Annotated in this window: 15 protein-coding genes; 6 read left to right on the forward strand and 9 right to left on the reverse strand. The window is 72.4% G+C overall.

Translation table 11 applies throughout. The annotated features are described in order from the left end of the window. Positions 1-40 precede the first annotated feature (40 nt). Positions 41-907 carry a putative hydro-lyase gene (locus ACT1U9_RS26965; RefSeq protein ID WP_444535204.1) on the reverse strand — a complete coding sequence of 289 codons (867 nt, stop codon included), beginning with the start codon at positions 905-907 and terminating at the stop codon, positions 41-43. After that, the gene (locus ACT1U9_RS26970; RefSeq protein WP_444535205.1) at positions 904-2,181 is read right to left on the reverse strand and encodes an MFS transporter; all 1,278 of its coding nucleotides are present in this window, start codon (positions 2,179-2,181) and stop codon (positions 904-906) included. Before ACT1U9_RS26970 ends, ACT1U9_RS26965 begins: the two co-directional genes overlap by 4 nt. A 184-nt stretch (positions 2,182-2,365) precedes the next feature. Between ACT1U9_RS26970 and ACT1U9_RS26975 the strand changes: the two genes are divergently transcribed. From ACT1U9_RS26975 to ACT1U9_RS26990, 4 genes are all read left to right on the forward strand, one after another. Further along, complete coding sequence (locus tag ACT1U9_RS26975) at positions 2,366-3,070, forward strand: GntR family transcriptional regulator (protein WP_444535206.1); 705 nt, start codon at positions 2,366-2,368, stop codon at positions 3,068-3,070. Between the two features lie 111 nt (positions 3,071-3,181). Beyond that, positions 3,182-4,705: a hypothetical protein gene (locus ACT1U9_RS26980; RefSeq protein ID WP_444535207.1), complete on the forward strand. Its 1,524-nt coding sequence runs from the start codon at positions 3,182-3,184 to the stop codon at positions 4,703-4,705. A 490-nt stretch (positions 4,706-5,195) separates the two neighbouring features. Next, positions 5,196-6,041 (forward strand): hypothetical protein, encoded by an 846-nt coding sequence (locus ACT1U9_RS26985; RefSeq protein ID WP_444539261.1) that lies wholly within the window; start codon positions 5,196-5,198, stop codon positions 6,039-6,041. Positions 6,042-6,088: 47 nt separating this feature from the next. Further along, positions 6,089-10,756 carry a hypothetical protein gene (locus tag ACT1U9_RS26990; RefSeq protein WP_444535208.1) on the forward strand — a complete coding sequence of 1,556 codons (4,668 nt, stop codon included), beginning with the start codon at positions 6,089-6,091 and terminating at the stop codon, positions 10,754-10,756. Between the two features lie 34 nt (positions 10,757-10,790). On the opposite strand, the gene ACT1U9_RS26995 is transcribed toward ACT1U9_RS26990, so the two are convergent. From ACT1U9_RS26995 to ACT1U9_RS27025, 7 genes are all read right to left on the reverse strand, one after another. Next, complete coding sequence (locus tag ACT1U9_RS26995) at positions 10,791-12,377, reverse strand: GMC family oxidoreductase (protein WP_444535209.1); 1,587 nt, start codon at positions 12,375-12,377, stop codon at positions 10,791-10,793. A 23-nt stretch (positions 12,378-12,400) separates the two neighbouring features. Further along, positions 12,401-13,996: an APC family permease gene (locus ACT1U9_RS27000; protein WP_444535210.1), complete on the reverse strand. Its 1,596-nt coding sequence runs from the start codon at positions 13,994-13,996 to the stop codon at positions 12,401-12,403. Positions 13,997-14,092: 96 nt separating this feature from the next. Continuing rightward, a complete protein-coding gene (locus tag ACT1U9_RS27005; protein ID WP_444535211.1) occupies positions 14,093-15,562 on the reverse strand; it encodes an aldehyde dehydrogenase family protein in 1,470 nt (489 codons plus the stop codon). A gap of 118 nt (positions 15,563-15,680) precedes the next feature. Further along, a complete protein-coding gene (locus tag ACT1U9_RS27010) occupies positions 15,681-16,823 on the reverse strand; it encodes an aromatic ring-hydroxylating oxygenase subunit alpha (protein WP_444535212.1) in 1,143 nt (380 codons plus the stop codon). Continuing rightward, the gene (solA, locus tag ACT1U9_RS27015) at positions 16,820-18,028 is read right to left on the reverse strand and encodes an N-methyl-L-tryptophan oxidase (protein ID WP_444535213.1); all 1,209 of its coding nucleotides are present in this window, start codon (positions 18,026-18,028) and stop codon (positions 16,820-16,822) included. The genes ACT1U9_RS27010 and solA overlap by 4 nt, the downstream gene beginning before the upstream one ends. A 49-nt stretch (positions 18,029-18,077) precedes the next feature. Next, entirely contained in the window at positions 18,078-20,543 is a 2,466-nt protein-coding gene (locus ACT1U9_RS27020) for a GcvT family protein (RefSeq protein ID WP_444535214.1), read from the reverse strand. A gap of 175 nt (positions 20,544-20,718) precedes the next feature. After that, positions 20,719-21,159 (reverse strand): hypothetical protein, encoded by a 441-nt coding sequence (locus tag ACT1U9_RS27025; RefSeq protein ID WP_444535215.1) that lies wholly within the window; start codon positions 21,157-21,159, stop codon positions 20,719-20,721. 340 nt (positions 21,160-21,499) lie between these two features. Here ACT1U9_RS27025 and ACT1U9_RS27030 point away from each other — a divergent pair, with 340 nt between their 5' ends. Both ACT1U9_RS27030 and ACT1U9_RS27035 read left to right on the forward strand, forming a co-directional pair. Next, positions 21,500-24,223 carry a nitrate- and nitrite sensing domain-containing protein gene (locus tag ACT1U9_RS27030; RefSeq protein WP_444535216.1) on the forward strand — a complete coding sequence of 908 codons (2,724 nt, stop codon included), beginning with the start codon at positions 21,500-21,502 and terminating at the stop codon, positions 24,221-24,223. Next, positions 24,220-24,660 carry a roadblock/LC7 domain-containing protein gene (locus ACT1U9_RS27035; RefSeq protein ID WP_444535217.1) on the forward strand — a complete coding sequence of 147 codons (441 nt, stop codon included), beginning with the start codon at positions 24,220-24,222 and terminating at the stop codon, positions 24,658-24,660. The genes ACT1U9_RS27030 and ACT1U9_RS27035 overlap by 4 nt, the downstream gene beginning before the upstream one ends. Positions 24,661-24,663 lie beyond the last annotated feature (3 nt).

Consider the following 24,663-nt stretch of genomic DNA (forward strand, 5'->3'; position numbering starts at 1 on the left):
TGTCTCCTGTTCGGCAAGTCTGCAAGGGGTTACGTGGGGTTCAGCCCGTGCGGTACCGGCTGTCCGGGACGTCGGTGAGGAACATCCGGCCCGGTGCGTGGGTGAGGGCGAAGGGCGGCCGGGAGGCCATCACGGCGGCCTGCGGGGTCACCCCGCAGGCCCAGAACACCGGCACGTCCCCGGGCTCCGCGCGTACCGGATCGCCGAAGTCCGGCCGGGACAGATCCGCGATGCCGAGCCCCGCCGGATTCCCGGCGTGCACGGGCGCGCCGTGCACCGCGGGCATCGCCCGGCTGACCCGGCGAGCCGTGTCCACAAGGCGCGCGGGAACGGGCCGCATCGAGACCACCAGGGGCCCGCTGAGCCGCCCGGCGGGTCGGCAGGGGCGGTTGGTGACGTACATCGAGACGTTGCTCCCCTGCTCGACATGGCGCAACGGCACGCCCTCGGCGGCGAGTTGGGACTCGAAGGTGAAGCTGCACCCGATCAGAAAGCTGACCAGGTCGTCCCGCCAGAACGCACGCGCGTCGGTGGGCTCCGCGACCAGTTCGCCGTCCTCCCACACGCGGTAGCGCGGCAGATCGGTACGGAGGTCGGCGCCCTCGGCGAGCGGCGTCGTCCAGCCGCCCGCCTCGACGACGTCGAGGACCGGGCAGGGCTGCGGGTTGCGTGCGCAGAACAGCCGGACGTCCTCGGCCCAGTCGGCCGGTACGGCGATCAGGTTCGCCTGGGCGTAGCCGGGCGCCCAACCGGAGGTCGGTCCGCCGAGCCCCGTACGGAAGTACGCGCGCGCGTCGCGCGGGGTGACGGTGGAGGGGTCGGGAGCGGTCTCCACGCGCGCGTGGGACGCGGGCGACTCCACGCGCGCGTGGGCGGCGGAAGGCGTCAAAGGCTCGGCGGCGGTCATGCCAGCTCCCGTCCACGGGTCTCGGGCAGTCCGAACAGGGCCACCACGGCGATCGCGTAGCCGATCGCGCCGAAGGCCAGCGCGCCGCCCACGCCCCAGCTGTCGGAGAGGTAGCCCACGAAGGTGGGCAGGAACGCGCCCACGGCCCGGCCGCTGTTGTACGTGAAGCCCTGGCCGGTGCCGCGTACCGCCGTCGGGTAGAGCTCGCTCAGGAACGAGCCGAAGCCGCTGAAGATCGCGGACATACAGAAGCCGAGCGGGAAGCCGAGCACCAGGAGGAGGGTGTTCGCGCCGGACGGGATGTGCGTGTATACCAGAATGCAGATCGCCGAGAGCACCGCGAAGAGCTGGATGTTGCGCTTGCGGCCGAGCCGGTCGGAGAGCACACCGCCGGTGAGATAGCCGAGGAAGGCGCCGGAGATCAGGAACGACAGATAGCCGCCGGTGCCGACGACCGTGAGCCCCCGGTCGCTCTTCAGATAGGTCGGCACCCAGGTGGCCAGCGTGTAGTAGCCGCCCTGGACGCCGGTCGAGAGCAGCGTCGCGAAGAGCGTGGTGCGCAGCAGGTCCTTCTTGAAGATGGCGGTGAAGGAGCCGCGTTCGGTGCTGGCGGCGCGCTTCTCGGAGGCCTCGGGGGCGTCGGTGACGCTGCGCCGGATGTAGATCACCAGAAGGGCGGGCAGCGCGCCCGTCCAGAACATCACGCGCCAGGCGATGTCCGCATCCAGGTAGTGGAAGACCAGCGTGTAGACGATGACCGCGAGCGCCCAGCCCGCCGCCCAGGCGCTCTGCACGGCGCCGAGGGTACGGCCGCGCTCCTTGGCCGAGGCGTACTCGGCGACCAGGATCGCGCCGACCGCCCACTCGCCGCCGAACCCGAAGCCCTGGAGGGCGCGGAAGACCATCAGCGTCTCGTACGAGGGCGCGAAGCCGCAGGCGACGGTGAACACGGCGTAGGTGATCACCGTGATCATCAGGGCCTTCACCCGGCCGATCCGGTCGGCGAGGATGCCCGCCAGCGCGCCGCCCACCGCCGAGACCACCAGCGTCACCGTGGTGAGCAGTCCGGTCTGGCCGTGGTCGAGGCCGAAGTACGCGCCGATCGCGACCATGCTCAGCGGCAGCGTGAAGTAGTCGTAGGAGTCGAGGGCGTAGCCGCCGAACGCGCCGCCGAAGGCGCGGCGGCCACGTGGGCCGAGCGCCCGCAGCCATCCGAACGGGCCGGTGCTGTCGGGGAGTTCACCCTGTTTCGGCTGTGCCTGGGTCGTGCTCATCTGCACCTCGCAGGAGAGGGGGGAGGGTGCGGTCGAGAGCGGGCGGGTGTGTGCGGTGACGCCCAAGTTAGAGGATCGTTGAACAATCCGACAAGACTCATGTCGAGACGTTCTGCCTTCCGTGCCCGCCTTCTACGATGGAGGCCGCGTGTCGCCGGGAGGCCGGCGAGGGAGTGAGGATGCCGTGGCAACGACGGACTCCGAGGTCGGCGGGCTGGCGGCGGACCGCCCGCTGCTCGGCCGCACCAGTACGGCCGAGCGGGTCGCGGACATCCTGCGCAGCCGTATCGCCGAGGGCTACTTCCCGCCGGGCGAACGCCTCGCGGAGGACGCCATCGGCAAGGCCCTCGGCGTCTCGCGCAACACCTTGCGCGAGGCGTTCCGGCTGCTGACCCATGAGCGGCTGCTCGTCCATGAGCTCAACCGCGGGGTGTTCGTACGGATCCTGGCCGTCGACGACGTCGAGGACATCTACCGCACCAGACGGCTGGTCGAGTGCGCGGTCGTGCAGGGCCTCGGCCGCCCCCCGTACGCGCTCGACGCGCTGGCGGCGGCGGTGGCGAGCGGGGAGCGGGCGTCCCGGGCGCACGACTGGAAGGGCGTCTCCACCGCCAACATCCACTTCCATCGCGAACTGGTCGGCCTCGCGGGCAGCGCGCGCACGGACGAGCTGATGCGCGGAGTCCTGGCCGAACTGCGGCTCGCCTTCCATGTGGTGGACGACCCGAAACGGCTCCATCAGCCCTATCTCGTACGTAATCGGGAGATTCTGGAAGCGCTGCGGGCGGGGGAGCGGACGGGGGCGGTCCGGTTGCTCGCCGACTATCTCGACGACTCCCGGCGGCAGTTGGTGGAGGCGTACGCGGGGTTGGTGACGGACGGGGATTAGGCGGCGGGCAGGTGGTGGGAGGGGCCGCCGGGCAGGTGGTCGGGGCGCCGCCGGGCGGTCGTATCTGCGCCGTTTCGACCGTTGTCAGTGCGAGGACCTAATCTGTGCAGCGTGACTTCGCCTGCCTCGACGGAACCCGTTCCGCCCCAGCTCAGCGCGGGGCCGCGCCCCGCACCGGGCCCGGCCGCCGACGAGGGGCTGGCGCGCAGGCTGCGCGCGCTCGCCTGCACCGCGCCGCTGCACGACCTGGACGTGCGCAAGGCGAACCTCGCGGGTGAGTTCTCGGTGTACGCGATGGCGGAGGTCGCGCTCGCCTCGATCGACCTCGTCACGCTGAACATGGACTTCGACACGGGCGCCGACCACGAGCAGATAGTGGCCAGGCTGATCCCGCGCGTCGCGGCCCAGGCCCCCGGCCGCCCCGCCGCCGAGCACGAGCGGGTGGCGCGCTGGGTCCTGGAGAACCTGATCAACGTCGGCAGCGTGGACCGCGGCTTCCGCGCGGTGTACGGGACGTTCGGCCAGGACGGCGCGTATGTGCGCCGGGACTACGACTTCAAGCTGATCGAGGAGGTCCCCGGCTACGGGGGCAGCGTCTACCTCCGCACGACGGACGAGGCCGTCAATGTGCTGGTGGGCGCGCTCGACACCGATGTGACCAGCGCCCAGATCGCCGCCGAGGTGAAGCTGGAGGTGCTGATCAGCCGCGGTCGCCTCGCGGACGCGCAGCTCGCCGCCGAGCAGGCGCGCTACCGGACCGTGCAGTACGCGGAGACGCTGCGCCGCACTCTGGAGGCGACCCGGCGCAACGTCCGCGCGGTCGACTGGCTGAACGCGGTCCCGGACATGATCGCCGAAGCGCTTGACCACGTCGCCGACCGCTACCGGCATGAGAACGCGATCCTCACCAACATCCGCAAGGCGCGGGACGAGGCGGAGGAGCCCGAGAACAAGCGGCGGGCCGCCGAGCTCGTCGACATCGTCAAGGACTGCATCCGGCGCCATACGCAGCTCCAGTCGCGCCTCCTTGAGGCCGGGCCGCTGTTCCGTGCCGAGCAGGACCGCCAGGCGTTCGCGCGCCCGGCCGCGCGTTCGGGCCTCGACCTGTACGGGCAGCTGGTCGCCCCGCTGCTGCCGCTGCCGGTCGAGTCCGCGACGCGGGTGACGGACGCGTTCTTCGCGTACGGGACGGGGTTGCGCACGCCGGTCTCGGTGCGGGTGGCCGACCTCGTCGACATACTCCTCACGCCGCCGATAGAGCGGGAGCACCTGGGTGCGGAGATGCCGGAGCCCGATCTGATCGCCACGCCCGACGACAGCCGCTTCAGCGAGGAGCAGCTGGCGGCGGCGATGGAGCTGCTCGACCTGGAGCACGACGCGCCGCGCCGCCTCTCGGGCCTGCTGGCCGAGGCGCGCGGTCTGGACCCCGACCTGCCCTACCTGGTCGCCCTGCTCGCGGTCCACGCGGCGAGCCCGCCGGTGGGCACGGCGTACCGCCAGGGCGAGGAGCGCCTGCTGTTCGCAGTGGACGACGGCACGCAGCTGGACGACCCGGAGTTCGGCGGGGCGGACCTGATCGTGGGAATGGCCCGTCTCGACGCGGCGGGCATGGCGGCGGCGAGGGAGGCAGCGTGAGTTTTCCCCACCCCACCCCTTCCCTGAACCCTCCGGGGGTCGGTGGGGGGGAAGGGGAACGGAGGGGCGTTCCCGGGGGCTTCGCCCCCGGACCCCTTTCGCGGGGCCTGCGGCCCCTGCACCCCGCCTCGGGGCTCCGCCCCCGACCCCGGCTGGGGTGGGTGGGCAGTGGGGCTGCGCCCCGGAGCTCGTTTGTCTGCGGATCGTGCTGGGTTGCTCGTGCCCACGCGGCGGAGCCGCAAATGTCACAGCCCCGCGCCCCTCAATACCCAGGGGCGCGGGGAACTGCGCGACCAGCCCCCACCGGTCCGCAGTCGAAGAACCCGCAGCCGAAGAACCCGGCCGTTCGCCCAGAGCTTTCGGGAAGGGGCGGGGTGGGGAAAACGCCCGCCGCAGGCGCCAGCACGTCGTACCACCCGTACCAAGGAGACCCCCAGTGATCGACCAGCACGCCGAGCGTGAGCCCGAGGCGGGCGAGGGTGGCGTCGACGTGCCCGGGGACGCCGGGGAGCGGCGGATCACCCCGGCGGACGCCGCCGACGCCGCCCGGCTCGTCGCGTTCGGGCTCCAGCCCAAGCTCCTCCCCGCCCGCGACGCCGAGTACGCCGAACTGCTGCGCAGACACCGCGAGGACCCGGCGTTCGCCAGACTCGCGGACGCGGTCGCCGCCGGCCTCGGCCTCGTCGTCCTCGAAGTCTCCCCCCGCGCCGGCATGGCCGTGACCGCCGCCGAGGACTCCGTCTTCGCCGTCCGCATGGGCGACTACGCCCGCCGCGCCGCCACCGACGCCGCGGACCGCTTCCTGCACGGCCTCGCCCACCTCGCGGTCGCCGCCATGGCCTTCCCCCGCCCCGAGGACCTGGCCGACGACGGCTACATCGGGCGGATCACGGTCAACGGCGTGGACGCGTTCGTACGGCAGGCCTGCCGCCGGCTCGAAGAGCGCGCCGAGGAGCAGGGCGAGAACACCGACCCCGAGACCGACGCCCCGGGTCTTGAGGCCGCCTGGCGGATCTACGCCCGGCGCAGCTCCACCGGCGCCACCAAGGACGCCCGGCGCCTCGCAGGATCGACCACCGGCATCGTCGCCAAGGCCGTCGCGTTCCTCACCGACTCCGGCTTCCTCCAGCGGACCGGCGACGACGCGGGCGGCGCGTACCGTACGACCGCGCGCTATCAGCTCCAGGTCCGCGACATGGCGGGCAGCGCCGCGCTCACCGAGCTCCTGGAGCTCGGCGTCGTCGCGGTCAGCGACGGCAGCGCCACCCTGCTGCCGCCGCCCGACGCCGACGACCTGGAACTGGCCGCCGACGCCGGGCTCCCGTTCCACGCCTGACCGGCACCGCACCCCCACTCCACCCGCCACATCTACGAGAGTCCGCCATGTACGAGCTGTCCCGGGTCCGCCTCTACTCCATCGGTCCCGCCGGTGCGCGTTACGCCGACACCGTGCTGGACCTGCGCGGTGTGGGCGCGCCCGTGCCCCAGCCGGCGCCGACGCAGGCGGAGTTCTTCGAGGACGAGCCGGTCGGCCCGCCGCGCCGCCCCGCGCCCGCCGGCGTGCTCTTCCTGGAGAACGGCGGCGGCAAGTCCGTCCTGCTCAAGCTGATCTTCTCGGTGATGCTGCCCGGCCACCGCAACACCCTCGGCGGCGCAAGCTCCGGCGTGCTGCGCAAGTTCCTGCTCGCCGACGACTGCGGCCATGTCGCCCTGGAATGGCAGCACACGCTCACCGGTGAGCTGGTCGTGGTCGGCAAGGTGAGCGAGTGGCGCGGGCGCCAGGTCTCCAACGACCCGCGCAAGTTCGCCGAGGCCTGGTACTCGTTCCGGCCGGGACCGGGGCTCAGCCTCGACTCGCTGCCGGTCGCCGAGTCCTCCGCCGTCCGCCCGCCCGTCGAGGGCGCGTCCGGCGCCCAGGGCAGGCGCCGCACCATGAAGGGCTTCCGCGACGCGGTCACCGAGGCGGGCAAGGCGTATCCGCACCTCGACGTGGTCTGGGAGGAGATCCACGACCGCTGGAACGAGCACCTGGGCGACCTGGGCCTGGACCCCGAACTCTTCCGCTACCAGCGCGAGATGAACGCCGACGAGGGCGAGGCGGCCGGTCTCTTCGCGGTCAAGAAGGACTCCGACTTCACCGACCTGCTGCTGCGCGCCGTCACCGACACCCGCGACACGGACGGCCTCGCCGACCTGGTCAGCGGCTTCGGCAACAAGCTGGGCCGCCGCGCCGAGCTCACCGCCGAGCGCGACTTCACGGCCGGTTCCGTCGATCTGCTGACCCGGATCGTGGAGGCCGCCGAGACCCGCTCCCGTACGCGCGAGATCCACGCCGCCTCCGAACGCCGCACCCGTACGCTGGCGCGCCGCCTCTCCGCGCGCGCCGCCGAGGAGCGCGGCCGCGCCGGTGACCTCGCGAACCGGGTCACCGCCGCCGCGCACACCGTCACCGAGGCCGAGCAGGCGCGCGGCCGCAGCGCCCTGATCGCCTCCGAACTCGCCTACCGGCACGCCTCGTTGGCGCTCGCGGTGGCCGAGAAGGCCGCCACCGCGCAGCGCCGCGAGCTGGCCGACGCCCGTACGCTGCACTCGGCCTGGCAGGCCGCCGAGGCGGTGCTGCGGCACAAGGCGGCCGCCGACCGCTCCGCGCGCGTGGCCGTCGCGATCCGCGAGGCCGAGCGCGACGCCGCCCCGGCGCTCGCCGCCCGCGCCACCGCCGCCGCCGATCTCGTACGGGCGCTGCACACGGCAGCCGAGGACGGCGAGCGCGTCGCGGCCGAGGAGGAGGAGCGCTCCGCGGCCCTCCAGGAGGCGAGCGAGGCCGCCCACCGCGATGCCACGGCCGCCGCCACCGAGGCCCAGCGCGCCCGCAGCGAGGCCGGGCATCTGCGCCAGCGCCTCGCCGAGGTCGAGCAGGAGACGGCCGAGGCGGTCCGGGCGGGCTGGCTGGACGACAGCGCGCCGGACGCCGACCCGGCCAGGGCGGCCCTCGCCGCCAGCGACGCCGAGAAGACCGCGGTCGCGGCCTGGGACACGGCCCGCGAGCGCGCCCGCGCCACCGCCGACCATGCGCGCGAGGCGACCGCCACCGAGGCCCGCGCCGAACTGGCCGCCGCCCGCGCCGAGGACGCGGCCGAGGCCGCCGGGAACGCGTACGACGCCGAGCACCGCGCCGCCGAGTCGATCGCCGCCGACGAACGCCTCGCCGAGCTCCTCGGCCTGCCGTCGGCGCCGGTGGCGGGCGTTCCGCTGCCGCGCCAGGGAACGATGTACGCGGCCGACGCCGTCCGCGCGGCCGTGCAGGGCGCCGACACGGTTCCCCTGTCGGGCCCCCGCGAAACCCCGCTGAGCGCCGAAGAGTTGGACCGTCAGGCCGACGACCTGCGCCAGCTGCTCGACCAGAACATCACCTCGGCCGAGCGGCAGCTCTTCGAGCTGCGGACCGCCGCCGCCGACGATTCGCGCATCCTGGGCGCGCTCGGCGACGGCGGACTGCTGCCGCCCGGCCCCGATGTGCTCGCCACCGTCGAGTACCTGGGCGAGCACGGCATTCCGGCGCTGCCCGGCTGGCGCTATCTCGCCCAGGCCGTCGACCCCGCCGACCACGCCTCCGTGCTCGCGGCCCGGCCCGAGCTCGTCGACGGTGTGGTCATCACCGATCCCGCCTCGCACGTACGGGCCCGTGAGGTGCTGGCCGGAGCCGCGCTGCTGCCCCGCTCCGCCGTCGCCGTCGGCACCGCCGCCGCGTTGCTCGCCCCCGTACCGCGTCAGGGCGGCGAGGGCGAGGAGAGCGGCGTCTTCCTCGTACCGCCGAACCCGGCCATGCACGACGAGCACGCCGCCGACGAGGAGCGGCAGGCGCTGCGCGCCCGCGCGGGCGCGCGTGACGAGGAGATCCGTACGCTCGCCGCGCGTCTGGCGGGCGACCGGGGGCTCGCCGCGCGCATCGGGTCGTGGCGCGCCGACTGCCCGCCCGGGATGCTCGCCGAGCTGGCCACGGCCGCGCGGACGGCCCGCGAGGCCGCCACGGCAGCGGCCGCCGAGCTCGCCGAGGCCCGTACGGCACGGGCGGAGGCCGACGAGGCCGCCGCCGACGCGGCCAAGGTGCGCGACGAGCGCCAGGACGCGGCCCAGCGCGCGCGGCGCGCCGCCGACGCGCTCGCCGGGCTCGCCTTCCGGCTGCGCGAGCGCGCCGGCTGGCAGGCCAAGCTGCGCGAACTCGCCGATGAGGCGGCCGAGTCCGAGGCCCGCGCCCAGACCTCGCTCGACCGGGCCCGGGCCGCCGACGAGGACCGCCGCGCCGCCCAGCGCGCCGCCGACGACGCCCACCGCACCGCCCGCGCGCTGCGGGCCGAGCGTGCCGAGATCGCGGGCGCGCCGGAGAACCTGCCGGAGCCGGACGGCGACGCCCCCAAGGCCGCGCTGCCCGCCCTGCGCGAGGCCTACCGCGCGGCCTCTCAGCTGTACGAGAAGGTCGGCGTCGGCGCCGATCTGCGCGCCGAGCAGGCGCGCGCGGAGAGCGACGAGAGCGCGGCGCTCGCCGAGCTCGACCGGCTCACCAACAAGGTCCGCACCCGCGCCGCCCAGCTCCTGGAGGGCACGGACGGCGCCGACGGCCCGTCCCGCCAGGCGGCCGCGGCCCGCGCCGAATCCCTCGTACAGCTGCTTGAGACGCGTGCGTCCACGGCGAGCGAGCAGCTGGGGCGGCTGCGCGGCGAGGCCGAGCGGCTGGCCCCCGAGGACGGCGAGGCGCACACTGAGCTGCCCGAGGACCAGGTGCCCGGCGACGCCGAGCAGGCGCAGGCCCTGCTGCGCACCGCGACCGGTGAACTGGCCGCGCGCACCGAAGCGTTGGAGACCTCGCGCGCCGCGCACGCCGAGCTCCTGGCGTCCCACCGGGCCGCCGAGGACGCGGCGGGCGGCTTCGACGAGACGGCAGCGCTTCTGCGCGATCTGCTCCGCGACCACCAGCAGGACGAGGAGGAGCAGACGCCCGAGCTGTTCCCGGGCGACCTCGCCGAGGCCCGTCAGTCGGCGGCCGAGGCCCGCCGCTCGCTGCGCGGCTGCGCCGCCGATCTGTCGGGTGCCGAGGCCGCCGTCCGCGAAGCCTCGGACGTGCTCGTACGTCATGCCAACGCCACCCGGTACGAGCAGGTGCGCACCCCCGCCCGCCAGCAGATCCGGGAGCTGCCCGCGGCCGCGCTGCCCGAGCATGCGGCGGCGTGGGCGGCGGCCTTCGCGCCCCGACTGCGCGTCCTCACCGACGAGTTGGCGCAGCTGGAGCGCAACCGGGACTCGATCGTGGACCGCCTGCGCGGGCTCGTCGAGTCGGCGCTGACGACCCTGCGCTCGGCCCAGCGGCTCTCGCAGCTGCCGGAGGGCCTTGGCGAGTGGTCCGGCCAGGAGTTCCTGCGGATCCGCTTCGACGAGCCCGACCAGGCGACGCTCACCGAACGCCTCGGCGAGGTCATCGACGAGGCGACCCGCGCGGCCGTCAAGAAGAACTCCGACCTGCGCCGGGACGGAATGTCCCTGCTGCTGCGCGGAGTTCAGGCCGCGCTCGAACCGCGTGGCATCGCCGTGGAGATCCTCAAGCCCGACGCGGTGCTGCGGGCCGAGCGCGTCCCCGTCGGGCAGATGGGCGATGTGTTCTCCGGCGGGCAGCTGCTCACCGCCGCGATCGCGCTGTACTGCACGATGGCCGCGCTGCGCAGCAACGACCGGGGCCGCGACAAGCACCGCCACGCGGGCACGCTCTTCCTCGACAACCCGATCGGCCGCGCCAACGCCACGTATCTCCTGGAGCTCCAGCGGGCCGTGTCGGACGCGCTCGGCGTCCAGCTGCTGTACACCACGGGCCTGTTCGACACCACGGCGCTCGCGGAGTTCCCGCTGGTCATCCGGCTCCGCAATGACGCGGACCTGCGGGCCGGGCTGAAGTACATCAGCGTCGAGGAACACCTGCGGCCGGGCCTGCCGCAGCAGGACCCGGCCGGGGAGACCGTGCACGGCGAGATCACCGCGACGCGGATGTTCAAGAAGCCGGCGTAACCGGATGGGGGCGCGTCACGCGCCCCCATCCCTCTTAGCTGGCGTCCGCCTTGATCATGTCGGCGCACTTCTCGCCGATCATCATCGTCGTGATGCACGGGTTGACGGTGACCAGCTCCGGCATCACCGAACCGTCGGCGACGCGCAGTCCGCGTACACCCTTGACGCGCAGCCGGGCGTCCAGGGGCGCCATGGCGTCGTCGTCGGCGCCCATCTTCACCGTGCACGCCGGGTGGTAGACGGTGTTGTGCGTGGTGCAGATGTACTCGAAGAGCTCGTCGTCGGTGCGCACGTCCGGGCCGGGCGCCAGCTCCGCGCCCGCCCAGTCCGCGAGCGCGGGCTGCGCCGCGATCTCGCGGGCGAGCTTCAGCCCGTACGTCATCACCCGTACATCGTGCTCATGGGTGAAGTAGCGTGGGTCGACCATCGGCTTGTCGCGGTAGTCGCGGGTGCGCAGCCGGACCGTGCCGCGCGACTTGGCGCGGGTGACGTTGGGGGTGAGGCAGAACGCGTTCTCGCTGGTCGGGTAGCCGTGGCGGGCCGTGTTCATGTCGAACGGCACCGAGCCGTAGTGGAACATCAGGTCCGGCCGGTCCAGACCCGGCTCGGTGTCCGCGAAGATCCCGATCTCCCACCACTGGTTGGAGCGGGTCGGCATGGGCCGCTTCGCGTCCCACATGATCACGCCCTCGGGGTGGTCCTGAAGGTTCTCGCCGACGCCGGGGGAGTGCACCAGGGTGTGCACGCCCACTTCGCGCAGATGGTCGGCCGGGCCGATGCCGGAGAGCATCAGCAGCTTGGGGGTGTCGATCGAGCCGCAGCTGACGACGACCTCGCGCCGCGCGGAGACGGTACGGGTGTGCACCAGGTCCGGGTCCAGGTACTCGACGCCGGTGCAGCGCATGTCCTCGCCGATCACCAGCTTCTTGGCCCGGATCCCGGTGCGTACCACCAGGTTGGGGCGCTTGCCGAGGATGGGGTGGAGATAGGCGACCGAGGACGACTGGCGGATGTTGTTCTCGTCCGAGTTGATCTGGAACCAGTTGGCGCCCCGGATCACCGTACGGCCGGAGTTGAACGGCGTGGTGGGGATGCCGTTCTGCGCGCAGGCGTCGAGCAGCGCGCTGCCGCACGGGTCCTCGCCCTTGATGGTGCGCAGCTTCACCGGGCCGCTGCGGCCGTGGTGCTCGCCGGGCGCGTCGTTGTTCTCCAGGCGCTGGTAGAGCGGGAACGTCTCCTCGGCGCCCCAGCCCGTACAGCCCGCCTGCGCCCAGCCGTTCAGGTCCTCGGCGGGTGCCCAGAAGGCTATGCAGGAGTTGTGCGAGGAGCAGCCGCCGAGCACCTTGGCGCGCGCGTGGCGCATCATGCTGTTGCCGCGCTCCTGCGGCTCGACCGGGTAGTCCCAGTCGTAACCGGACTCAAGCAGTCCCATCCAGCGCTCCAGGCGCAGGACGTTGTCGTCGCCGACGTCGGAGGGACCGGCCTCCAGGACGCAGACGGTCACCGACGGGTCCTCGCTGAGCCGGGCCGCGACAACGTTTCCCGCCGTGCCGCCGCCCACGACCACATAGTCGAACTCGTCGGTGTTCTCGATGGCGTTGACCGTGTTGGCCTCGTTCATGAGTGTTCTGCTCCTTGTGACGTTCAGCCGGTGGCGGCGGCGGTGTTGCCGGTGGTGCTGGAGGGATCGGTGTTCTGCTGCTCGGCGGCGTGGTCGGCGAGGACGCCCGTACGGTGGCGCTGGACGAACCAGTAGTAGGCGAAGCCGCCCACGGTGACGGCGCTGACGAACAGCACCCCGCCCCAGCGCAGATACCAGTGGTACGGGGCCGCCGCGTTGTAGACGGCGGCGCGCGGCCACAGCAGGTTGACGGTCATGCCCAGGCCCCACAGGACCGCGAGGATGTTGACCGGGAGCCCGAAGCGGCCGAGCGAGAAGCGCCCAGGTGCGGGCTGCCAGGTACCGCGCAGCCGGCGCACCAGCATGGGCATGGTGACCAGCAGATACGCGATGTAGATCATGATGATCGCGATGCTGGTGACCACCGAGAAGATCTGCGGCTGCTTGATGTTGACCAGCAGGATCGCGATGGCGACGAGACCGCAGACCACGGCGGGCGCGATCGGGGTCTGGAAGCGCGGGCTGATCTTGGCGAGCCGGCTGCCGCCGGGCAGGTTGTTGTCGCGGGCCATCGCGAACATCAGCCGGATGCCCGCAGTGTGCACGGCGAGCTCGCAGACGACGACCGCGATCACCACGCACCACAGCAGCGCCTGGCCCATGGTGTGGCCCAGCGTGCTCAGGACCACGTACTGGAGCCCGTCGACGGACAGTTCCGGCGCGCTCAGGTCGGGGGTGGCGAGCAGTGCGCAGAGCAGGATCAGACCGCCGATGACGAACGAGGCGATCAGGGCCCGCAGGATGGCGCGCGGTGCGTTGCGGCTCGGGTCGAGCGCTTCCTCGCCGAGCGAGGAGGCGGTGTCGAAGCCGTACATGACGTACGCGGAGGCGAGCGAGGCGGTGAGGAACGCGCCGAAGTAACCCAGGTTCTGGCCGGCCCCGATGCCGTGCGTCTCCACGATGGCGCTCGGGCCCCGGGTGATGTGCGCGGCCAGCAGGATCACCAGGATCACCGCGGCGACCAGCTCGATGAAGACGCCCGCCGTGTTGATCCGGGCCATCAGCTTGACGCCGAAGGCGTTGACCAGCGTGGTGAAGAGGATCAGCACACAGGCGAGCACGACGGCGTTGGCGGCCGCGTCGTACTTGCCGCTGCCGTCGCCCACGAACTGGAACCACGACGAGATCTGAGGCAGCGTCAGCTGAAGCGCCAGGGCGACGGCCGCCAGCGAGACCATGCTCGCCAGCGTCATCATCCAGCCGGCCAGCCAGCCGACATGGGGACCGCCCAGGTTCTTGGCCCAGTTGTAGACGGAACCGGCCACCGGATAGCGGGCGGCGAGCTCGCAGAAGCAGAGCGCCACCATGAGCTGGCCGATGAACACCATCGGCCAGGACCACCAGTACGCGGGTCCGCCGAGGCTGACGCCGAAGTAGAACATCTGGAACGTGCCGGTCAGGATCGAGATGTAGCTGATCCCGGCGGCGAAGGTGTGGAAGTTGCCGAGGGTGCGCTTGAGGCCCGGCTTGTACCCGAGTTCGGCGAGCGCGGCGTCATCCGCGTCGGCGCCCGCCGGGGCTGGGGAGGGGGACGGGGGCGGGGGTGTGGTAGCGGTCACGGGGGATCACTCCTCGTACAGGGTCGCGTAGAGGGGAGGGCAGGGGAGGGTGGGGTTCCGGCGAGTGGGTCCAACGGCCGCCGGGGCGGGGGCCGTTCACTCGAACCAGCGCTGCGGGCGCGGATCGGTGTTGCGCCAGATGTGCTTGATCTCCTGGTACTCGGCGAGCCCGGCGAGTCCGAGCTCACGCCCGGTACCGGACTGCTTCATCCCGCCCCACTCGGCCTGGGGGACGTACGGGTGGAAGTCGTTGATCCACACCGTGCCCGCGCGCAGCCGGGCCGCGACGCGTCGCGCGCGTGCCTCGTCGCTCGTCCACACGGCGCCGGCCAGCCCGTAGATCGTGTCGTTGGCCAGCCGAAGGGCCTCGTCCTCGTCGCGGAACCGCTCCACGGTGAGCACCGGCCCGAACGACTCGTCGCGTACGACGGACATCGCGGCCGTGCACTCGTCCAGGACGGTCGGCAGGTAGTAATGGCCGTTGGCCAGCGCCGGGTCGTCCGGGCGCGTGCCGCCGCAGCGCAGTACCGCGCCCTCGGCGATCCCGGCCGCCACATACGCCTCGACCTTGGCCAGATGGCCTGCCGAGATCAGCGGGCCGGTCCTGGCGTGCTCGTCGAAGGGGCCGCCCAGCGGGATCTCCCGCGCCCGGCGCACCACTTCGTCGACGAAGCGGTCGTGCAGCGAGTCCTCGACCAGGAGCCGCGCGCCCGCCGAGCAGACCTGCCCGGAGTGCAGGAACACCGCGGTCAGGGCGTAGTCGACGGCCGCCTCGAAGTCGGCGTCGGCGAAGACGATGTTGGGGTTCTTGCCGCCGAGTTCGAGCGCGGTCCGCTTCACGGTGGCCGCCGCCGACGCCATCACACGGCGCCCGGTGGCGAGTCCGCCGGTGAACGACACCAGGTCCACACGCTCGTCCTCGGTGAGGGGCGCGCCGACCGCGGGGCCGGTGCCGAGGACGAGATTGCCCACGCCGTCCGGCAGTCCGGCCTCGGTGAGCAGCCGCATCAGCATGATCGCGGTGTGCGGGGTGAGCTCACTGGGCTTGAGGACGAAGGTGTTGCCCGCGCCGATGGCGGGCGCGACCTTCCACGCGGTCTGCAGCAGCGGGTAGTTCCACGGCGTGATCAGCGCACAGACCCCGACCGGCTCGACGACCGTACGGCTGTCGGTCTCCGGGTTGCCGGTGTCGACGACCCGGCCGGGGTCCTGCGAGGCGACCAGCGTGCCGAAGTGGCGGAAGCAGTTGGCGATGTCGGCCATGTCGTACTCCGACTCGACCAGCCGCTTGCCGGTGTCCAGCGACTCCGCGCGGGCCAGTGCGGCCGCGTCGCGCTCGATGAGATCGGCGACGCGCAGCAGCAGCGCGGCCCGCTCGGCGACCGCCGACCGGGGCCAGGGACCCTGGTCGAAGGCCTCGCGGGCGGCGAGCACCGCGGCCGCCGCGTCCTTGGGACCACCCTCGTCGACGACGGCGACCGGCGATCCGTCCGCAGGACAGCGGATCTCGCGGGTCTCCCCGTCGACGGCGGCACTCCACCGGCCGCCGATGAACAGTTCAGGCATGACGCTCCTTGACTTCCGATCACGGACAGTTGCGCCGCTACCCAGGGATTCACACTTCAGACATGTGACGATTCCGACAGTTCAGGAACGGTGCAGGTCAGGAAGCATGCGTTCCGCTTCAGGGCCCGTCCGCTTCGGGACCCAGGCGCCCCAGGACCCAGTCGTGGAAGGCGCGGATGTGGTGCTCGCTGGGGACCAGGACGCCGCCGTGCCGGTAGGCCCGGGAGTCCATGGCGGGCTGGGTGCGCTCGCACGCCGCGAAGTCCTGGGCGTTGACGCGGTGGAACAGCTCGACGGACCGGGAGACGTCGGCGCCGGACGCGACGACCTCCGGTGCATACAGCCAGTCACATTCGATCACTGTGTGGTCGACGGCGGCCGGGAACATCCGCAGGACGATCACATGGTCGGGCACCAGATTCACGAAGACCTGCGGTTTCACGGTGATCGCGTAGTAACGGCGGTCCTGTGCGTCCACGAGGCCGGACAGGCGACCGAAACCCGCGCTGCCGTCGACGGTGAAACCTTCGGCACCCCGCGCGAACTCGGCGCCGTGGCCCACGTAGTACTGCGCGGCGAACCCCTTCGCGAACTCCGGCAGCACATGGGTGAGTTCGGGGTGGATGGTCGCGCAGTGGTAGCACTCCATGAAGTTCTCGACGATCAGCTTCCAGTTGGCGCGTACGTCGTACGAGATCCGGCGGCCGAGCGCCAGTTCGCCGGTCCGGTAGCGCTCCACGGCCTCCGGATCGCCCAGGCGCTCGGTGGCCGCGCCGATCACCGTGTCCTCGAACGACGGCGGCTCCTCGGCCAGGCACACCCATGCGTAACCGAGCCATTCGCGCAGCGCGACCCGCAGCAGTCCGCGCTCCTCGCGGTCCACGTCCGGCATCCGCACCAGATTCGGCGCCGCGACGAGGCGGCCATCGAGGTCGTACGTCCACGCGTGATAAGGGCACTGGAAGGTGCGCCGCACCGTGCCGCTCTCCTCGACGCACACCCGGGCGCCCCGGTGGCGGCACACATTGAGGAACGCCCGCAGCGCGCCCTGCCGGGTGCGCACCACCAGGACGCTCTCGCGGCCCACCTGGACCGTGCGGAAGGCTCCCGGCCGCTCCAGCTCGGCCGCGCGCACCGCGCAGAACCACAGCGACTCGAAGACGTGCTCCTGCTCGCGGGCGAAGACGACGGGGTCGCAGTAGTAGCGGCCGGGCAGGGTCCGCAGCAGGCTGGGGCCGATCTCGGTGGCCTCGGAGGTCATCGCGCGGCTCCTCTCGACCGAGGCTGGGCCGAGCCCGCATGCGCCTGTCCTTCGCCGCCGAACCTGCGCGGGTCGAAGAGCTCGATGGGATGGGGTGTGGTGCCGTCGAGCGCCAGGTCGGCGGCGATCTCGCCGACCACGGGCACGAACTTGAAACCATGGCCGGAGAATCCGCAGGCCACCGTGACCGTCTCCGGGTGCGCGGGGTGCCGCGCGATGACGAAGTGCTCGTCCGGGGTGGTGGAGTACATGCAGGTCACGGCCCGCAGGAACGTTTCCGGCAGCGAGGGTGTCACCCGGCGCATCGCTGCGGCCATCGCCTCGACCTCGGCCGCCGAGACCGTACGGTCGATGGTCCCGGGCGTACAGGGCACGCCGCCCTTGCGGAAGAACGCGACCTTGACCCCGCCGTCCGCCCCGTCGACGGCCGGGAATCCATACACCTGGACCCCGTCCGCGTCCTCCCAGATGAAGACCGGATGCCGGTCCGGCAGGAACGGCTCGACGCCGCCCTCGGGCCCGAACCAGTACGTGACCTGCCGCTCGACCGTGATCGGCACCCCCAGATCGCTCAGCAGATCCGGTGCCCAGGCGCCCGGGCAGATGACCAACTGGCCGCCCGTGTAGGTGTTCTCGGCCGTGTGCACCCGCACGCCCCGGCCGCCCGGCAGCTCCTCCCAGCGGGTCACCGGCTCCTCGAAACGCAGCTCGGCGCCCGCCTTGGCGGCGAGTTGGAGGTGGGCGCCCACCGTGTTCTCCGGCCGCAGCAGCCCGGCCCGTGCCTCGTAGAGCGCGACCTCGTCGTCTGCCGGGTTCATCGTCGGGAAACGGCGCCGGATCTCGCGGGCGTCCAGCATCTCGTGCGGCAGGTCCCACCGGCGGGCCGAGCGCAGCGCACCCGCGACCGTACGGCACTCGGGGCGGCCCACCATCATCCCGCCGCACAGCAGCGCGATCTCGCGCCCGGTGTCCCGCTCAAGCCGCTCGTACAGCTCGTACGCCCGCAACAGCAGCGGGACATACGCCGGGTCCTCGAAGTAGGACTGCCGGGTGATCCGCGAACCGCCGTGGCTGGAGCCATGCGCATGGACCGGCCCGAACCGCTCCAGACCAAGCACGCGCACCCCGCGCGCGGCGAGTTGATGGGCGGCGGCCGAGCCCATGCCGCCGAGGCCGAGAACGATCACGTCGTACGTCGGAGCCATGTTTCCTCCCGGAGGGTCGATACCGGCCGGGCCCACCCCATGACGCCCGTCATCGCATGAGGTGGGCCATCCGCGGGTCGAACAGCGGCTCTTCGGCGACGGTCGCCGCGACCTTCTCGCCGAAGTACTCGATGTGGACCGGGGTGCCCGGCGCGAGCACGGGCAGCCAGGCGTAGGCGACGCACCGGCCGATCGTGTAGCCGTAGGCGGCGCTGGTCACATATCCGGCGGGCGCGCCGTCGACGAGCACGGGCTCGCTGCCGAGGACCACCGCCGAGCGGGAGTCGAGGGTCAGACAGGTGAGCCTGCGCCGCACCCGACCGGGCTCGCCCAGCGCGTCCCGTCCGATGAACCCGCCCTTGCCGGGCCGCACCGCGAAGCCGAGCCCCGCCTCGTACGGAGTGTGCTCGGCCGTCATGTCGCGGCCCCAGGCGCGGTAGCCCTTCTCAAGGCGCAGCGACTCGAAGGCGCTGCGGCCCGCCGCGATCACATCGAGCCGCTGCCCCGCCTCCCAGAGCGTGTCCCACAGCCGAAGCCCCAGATCGGCGCCGGTGTACAGCTCCCAGCCGAGCTCGCCGACGTAGCTCAGCCGCAGCGCGGTGACCGGGACATGCCCGATCACAGTCTCCTTCGCACGGAAGTAGCCGAAGGCGGTGTGCGAGAAGTCGTCCCTGGTCAGCGGCTGGACCAACTCCCGGGCGAGCGGGCCCCAGACGCCGATGCAGCAGGTGCCCGAGGTGATGTCCCGGACGGTGACCGAGTCGGGCGCGTGCTCGCGCAGCCAGTCGGCGTCGGCGGGGGAGTTGGCGCCGATCTGGAAGCGGTCCGGGGCCAGGCGCGCCACGGTCAGATCGGAGCGGATACCGGCCGCCTCATCGAGCAGCAGTGTGTACGTCACCGAACCCGGCTTGCGGTCCAGCTGGTTGGTGGTCATCCGCTGGAGGAAGGCGAGCGCGCCGGGACCCGTCACCTCCAGGCGCCGCAGCGGCGTCATGTCGTACAGCGCGACCCGCTCGCGCGTCGCCTTCGCCTCGGCCGCCGCGATCGGCGACCAGTACCGCGCCGACCAGGCGTCGCGCACGGGTATGTCCAACCCGTCGACCAACGGCGCGTTCGTCTCGTACCAGTGCGGCCGCTCCCAGCCGCCGCCTTCGAGGAAGTACGCCCCGAGCTCCTGCTGGCGCGGATGGAAGGGGCTGGTCCGCAGCGGGCGCGGGCGGTGGATCGGCTGGAGCGGATGGATGACGTCGTACACCTCGACGAAACTGCGGGCCGCGCGTTCCTCCACGTAGCCCGGGGTGAGCTGGACGTCCTCGAAGCGCCGGATGTCGCACGCATGCACATCGATGCCCGGCCGTCCGTGCGTCATCCACTCGGCGACGGCCCGCGCCACCCCCGCCGAGTGCGTCACCCACACCGCCTCCGCCAGCCAGAACCCGCCCAACTCCCGCGCCTCGCCGAGCAGGGGCATCCCGTCCGGCGTGAACGAGAAGACCCCGTTGAACCCGTCCGCCACCGCACCCTGGGCAAGGCCCGGCAACAGCGCCGCCGCGTCCGCCCAACTCGGCGCGAAGTCGTCCGGCGTGAACGCGAGCGACGACGGCATCACGGGCGCGTCGTCGTACGCCGGCACCGTGAACGGATCGACCGGCAGCGGCCGATGGGCATACGAGCCGATCCCCAGCCGCACGCCCTCCGCGTCCACATGCGTACGGAAGTACAGGTCCCGGTCCTGATGGCGCAGGATCGGCAGCGCGGCGGCGGACCGTGCGCCGAGGGCGGGCAGCACGGACGTGGTCGCGTACTGATGGGCGAGCGGCAGCAGCGGCACGGCCACCCCGGCGAGCCGCCCGATCACCGGCCCCCAGAACCCGGCCGCCGAGACGACGAGATCGGCCGGGAACGTGCCCCGGTCGGTGACGACGCCGGTCACCCGGCCGTCGACCCGCTCGATACCCGTGACGGTGTGCCGTTCCAGGAACCGCGCACCCCGGGCGGCCGCGCGCGCCTGCAATGCCCGGGAGGCGAGCACCGCGTCGGCGAGACCGTCGTCGGGCGTGTGGAAGCCGCCCAGCACCTTGTCCTCGGCGAGCAGCGGCCACAGCGCCGCGCACTGGCGTGTGGTGAGCAGTTCGCCCCGTACACCCCAGGAGGCGGCGAGCCCCACCTTGCGGTGCAGATCGGCCCAGCGCTCCGGTGTGGTGGCGACCTCCAGACCGCCCACCGGCCGGAAACAGGGCTCGCCCGCCACGTCGAGGTCACGGAAGGTGCGCACCGTGTACGCGGCGAACTCCGTCATCGTCTTCGACGCGTTGGTCTGGAAGACCAGACCGGGCGCGTGCGAGGTGGAGCCGCCCGGCGCGGGCAGCGGACCCTGCTCCAGTACGGTGACGTGCGACCAGCCCCGCGCGGTGAGCTCGTCGGCGAGCGCACACCCCACGATTCCGGCGCCGATGACGACCACGCGCGCACGGCCCGGGTCGGGTGCCGAGGTGGTGCGGACCTCCTGGGACACGGCCTCACCCTCCTGTTGCGCTGTACTGCCCGGTTGCGCGGTGTGAGACATCCTGGGGACGCCTCTCAGGAGCGTCAAGAGGGTCGGATCAGTCGCGCGCCAGGGCGCTTTGCGGCATGCGAACTCCTTTGGCTTGAAGGTGTGGTGATGGGGTGTCAGGCAGTGTGAGACGTGCCTATGCCCGGGACAGCCCGCCCGTCTCGCGTCGGCCTATTCGTCCGGTCCTGCCGCGCTCGGCGGCCCGGGTGGTGCGCCGCACCCGGCGGCGCTCACGGCGCAGTTGGCGCGCGGTGCTGCTCGGCACCGACACCACGCCGTTGCGCTGGTTCCACACCTGGCGGGTGACCCAGACGTCCAGGACCGCCCAGGTCGCCACCACCGTGCTCGCCACGCTGCTCAGGACCATCGGGAAGGCCAGCCAGGAGTCGGCCAGCGTGCACAGGAACGCGATCACGGCCTGGATCAGGGTGACCGCGACGATCAGTACCGCACGTACGGCGGCGGTCCTGATCGGGTCGGGCAGGCGCGGCCGGATCGCGGGCTCCTCCACCCACAGAGGCGCCGGCTCATCAACACCCGCCCACCTACCATCCGCACTCATGCCTTCAGTGCCCATGGATACTCATCTCCCCACCCCCGGCGCCTCGGATGCCTACCGATTGCGCGCGGGTCCGAACATCCCCGTAACAACCCCCGCACAGAAGGACGAACGGAACTCCCGGAAGATTCCCCGGATTTGCCTGGAACGCATAATTCCAGCCATCCGGGCAGGTGGGCGAAGTACGGGCGGGGCGGGCGTCTTCGGCCACAGCGGGTAGGTCATCTCACGGAATAGCTGGACAACCCGTGATCAACTCCTGTGAGGGCGGCCGAAAATCGTCCGGACGTGCCTTCGAGTTGTCTGTGTGGCAGTAGTAGGCTCGCGCCGTTTGTTGACGGTTGATCTGGGGGAGGCCATGCGCTTTCGCGGGAAGTCCATCCGCAGGAAGATCGTGGCGTTGCTGCTGGTGCCGCTCGTCTCCCTCACCGCCCTGTGGGGATTCACCACCTACATCACCGGCCGCGAGGCCAACGAGCTGCTGAACGTCTCGTACATCGTGGACAAGGTCGGCTCCCCGATGGAGGACACGGTCCAGGTCATCCAGCAGGAGCGCCGTCAGACGATGGTGTACCTGGCCGACCAGCGCGCCTCGGACGCGCTCGCCGCGCTGCAGAGCCGCCGCCGTGACACCGACGCCGCCGTCGAGAAGATTCGTTCCGCCGCCAACGACTCCCAGGTGCGCGGCGATCTGCGGTCCGCCGCCAAGGCGCGGCTGAAGACCGTGATCGAGGAGTTCGACGGCATCGGCGCGCTGCGCCAGTCGGTCGACCGGGGAACCGTCAACCGCGCCCAGGCGTTGGACGCCTACAGCAGCGTCATCGACCCCTGCTACACCTTCCTGACCAATCTCCACGCGCTGGAGAACGTGGACATGGACAAGCAGGGCCGCGCGGTCGTGGGCCTGGCCCGGGCGCGCGAGATGGTGGCGCGCGAGGACGCTCTGGTCGCCTCCTCGCTGGCCGGGTCGCCCCAGTTCACCTGGAACGAACTGCGCCAGGTGGTCAACCTGGTGGCCAACCGCACGCTTCTGTACGAGACCAGCCTGGAGAACCTGCCCGCGGGCGAGAACGACATCTTCGTACGGCTGTGGCACGACGCCGGAGCCGAGCAGTTGGTCGCCGCGGAGCAGAGCATCATCACCGCGGGCCCCACCAAGAACCCGCGGGTCGACCTGGGCCGCTGGCAGGCGATCGCCACCCCGATGCTCACCCGGCTCACCAAGGCCGTCTCGGACGCCGACGACCGCTACCGCGACCGCGTCCACCCGGTCGCCTTCAACGTCCTGATCAAGGCGGGCGTCGCGGGCGTCCTCGGCTTCCTCGCCCTGGTCTTCTCGCTCTTCCTCTCCGTACGCATCGGCCGCGAGCTGGTCCGCGACCTCACCCGGCTCCGCAAGGAGGCGCACGAGGTGTCCGGGGTGCGCCTGCCGAGCGTGATGCGCCGCCTCGCCGCCGGGGAACAGGTCGACGTCGAGACCGAGGCGCCGCGCCTCGACTACGAGAAGGACGAGGTCGGCCAGGTCGGCCAGGCCCTCAACACCCTTCAGCGCGCCGCCGTCGAAGCCGCCGTCAAACAGGCCGACATGCGGCGCGGGGTCGCCGAGGTCTTCGTCAACCTCGCCCGCCGCAACCAGGTCCTGCTCCACCGCCAGCTCACGCTCCTGGACACCATGGAGCGCCGCACCGAGGACACCGACGAGCTCGCCGACCTGTTCCGGCTCGACCATCTGACCACCCGTATGCGCCGCCACGCCGAGGGCCTGGTGATCCTCTCCGGCGCCGCCCCCTCCCGCCAGTGGCGCAAGCCCGTCCAGCTGATGGACGTGGTGCGGGCGGCGGTCGCCGAGGTCGAGGACTACGAGCGCATCGAGGTCCGCAGGCTGCCCCGGCTCGGGGTGGGCGGCCCGGCCGTCGCCGACCTCACCCACCTGGTGGCCGAACTCCTGGAGAACGCCACGGTGTTCTCGCCCCCGCACACCGCCGTCCAGGTGCACGGCGAGCGGGTCGCCAACGGCTTCACCCTGGAGATCCACGACCGGGGCCTCGGCATGGCCCCCGAAGCGCTCCTCGACGCCAATCTGCGGCTCGCCGAGACCCCCGAGTTCGAGCTCTCCGACACCGACCGGCTCGGCCTGTTCGTGGTCAGCCGGCTCGCCCAGCGCCAGAACGTGCGCGTATCGCTCCAGCAGTCCCCGTACGGCGGCACCACGGCGGTCGTGTTCATTCCGGCGGCCCTGCTCACCGACGCGCCCGACACCAACGGCACCGGCTTCCGCCTCGACCGCAAGGCGGCCGGTGGCAACGGCTCCGGACGCCGCGAGCGGGACGGCGGGCCGCGCGCGCTCTCCCCGCTGCCGGCGGGCGTGCCCGACCGCGCGGTGCTCGACGGGCCGGTCGAACTGGAGGCGCCGGTCGACCCGTTGGAGACCGACGCCCACGCGCACACCGGCCTCCTCGGCGCCCCGCGCCGCCTGTCGGCCGACGCTGCCCACCAGCCGTACGAGCAGCACCAGCAGCATGACCAGAGCGCCGACGAGAGCGCCGCGCCCCGTCCCGACGGCCCGGTCCCGCTGCCGCGCCGCCGTCCGCCCGCGCCGACCCTGGTCAGCGACCACGGGCGCCGGGTCGACGACCAGGACGGCCGGGCCCATCCCGCCCCGGCGGCCGAGCCCGTACGCCCGACCGGTCTGGTGCCGGGGCAGGGGCGCGCGGACGCGCTGCGGGCCAGCGGTCTGATGCCGGCGCCCGCGCCCGGGCCGCTGCGGCGCCCGGCCCCCGACCCGGCCCCGCCCGCGGGCGACGCCCTGCCCCGGCGGGTGCGGCAGGCCAGCCTGGCACCCCAGCTGAAAGAGACCTCCGCCGCTCCCGCGGCCCGGCCCGGGCGGAGCGACCCGGGTGCTCCACCGCAGCCCGAGCGCGATGCGGAACAAGTGCGCAACCGTATGGCGTCGATGCAGCGCGGCTGGCAGCGCGGGCGTCGGCAGAACGCGTTGACCGGCGCGGAGACCACAGCCGACGGGCCCGAGACGGCCCGCGGCGACTCAGTACGACGTAACACACCGGAGGGGGACGGTCGATGACCGCACCGAAGTCCGCAGCACACGACGCCATGGGGAAGGGCGCCGGGGAGCTCAACTGGCTGCTTGACGAGTTGGTCGACCGGGTCGGCTCCATCCGCAAGGCGCTCGTGCTCTCCAGCGACGGCCTGCCCACCGGCACCTCGCGGGATCTGACGCGCGAGGACGGCGAGCACATGGCGGCCGTCGCCTCCGGGTTCCACAGCCTGGCCAAGGGCGTCGGCCGCCACTTCGAGGTGGGCTCGGTCCGCCAGACCGTCGTGGAGCTCGACGAGGCGTTCCTCTTCGTCACGGCGGCGGGCGACGGCAGTTGTCTGGCCGTTCTCTCCGACGCCGACTCCGACGTCGGCCAGGTGGCGTACGAGATGACCCTGATGGTCAAGCGCGTAGGGGTCCACCTCACCACGGCACCACGGACCGGCCTGCCCACCGCCGGGTGAGCG

It is taken from the genome of Streptomyces sp. BR1 (assembly GCF_052373795.1).
GTDB lineage: Bacteria > Actinomycetota > Actinomycetes > Streptomycetales > Streptomycetaceae > Streptomyces.

What these genes read in the sequence shown, in the direction of transcription:
- ACT1U9_RS26965 (WP_444535204.1), bottom strand. Translation starts at nt 907, where the DNA reads ATGACCGCCGCCGAGCCTTTGACGCCTTCCGCCGCCCACGCGCGCGTG.
- ACT1U9_RS27005 (WP_444535211.1), bottom strand. Translation starts at nt 15,562, where the DNA reads ATGCCTGAACTGTTCATCGGCGGCCGGTGGAGTGCCGCCGTCGACGGG.
- ACT1U9_RS26995 (WP_444535209.1), bottom strand. Translation starts at nt 12,377, where the DNA reads ATGAACGAGGCCAACACGGTCAACGCCATCGAGAACACCGACGAGTTC.
- ACT1U9_RS27035 (WP_444535217.1), top strand. Translation starts at nt 24,220, where the DNA reads ATGACCGCACCGAAGTCCGCAGCACACGACGCCATGGGGAAGGGCGCC.
- solA (WP_444535213.1), bottom strand. Translation starts at nt 18,028, where the DNA reads ATGGCTCCGACGTACGACGTGATCGTTCTCGGCCTCGGCGGCATGGGC.
- ACT1U9_RS27030 (WP_444535216.1), top strand. Translation starts at nt 21,500, where the DNA reads ATGCGCTTTCGCGGGAAGTCCATCCGCAGGAAGATCGTGGCGTTGCTG.
- ACT1U9_RS27025 (WP_444535215.1), bottom strand. Translation starts at nt 21,159, where the DNA reads ATGGGCACTGAAGGCATGAGTGCGGATGGTAGGTGGGCGGGTGTTGAT.
- ACT1U9_RS27010 (WP_444535212.1), bottom strand. Translation starts at nt 16,823, where the DNA reads ATGACCTCCGAGGCCACCGAGATCGGCCCCAGCCTGCTGCGGACCCTG.
- ACT1U9_RS26970 (WP_444535205.1), bottom strand. Translation starts at nt 2,181, where the DNA reads ATGAGCACGACCCAGGCACAGCCGAAACAGGGTGAACTCCCCGACAGC.
- ACT1U9_RS26990 (WP_444535208.1), top strand. Translation starts at nt 6,089, where the DNA reads ATGTACGAGCTGTCCCGGGTCCGCCTCTACTCCATCGGTCCCGCCGGT.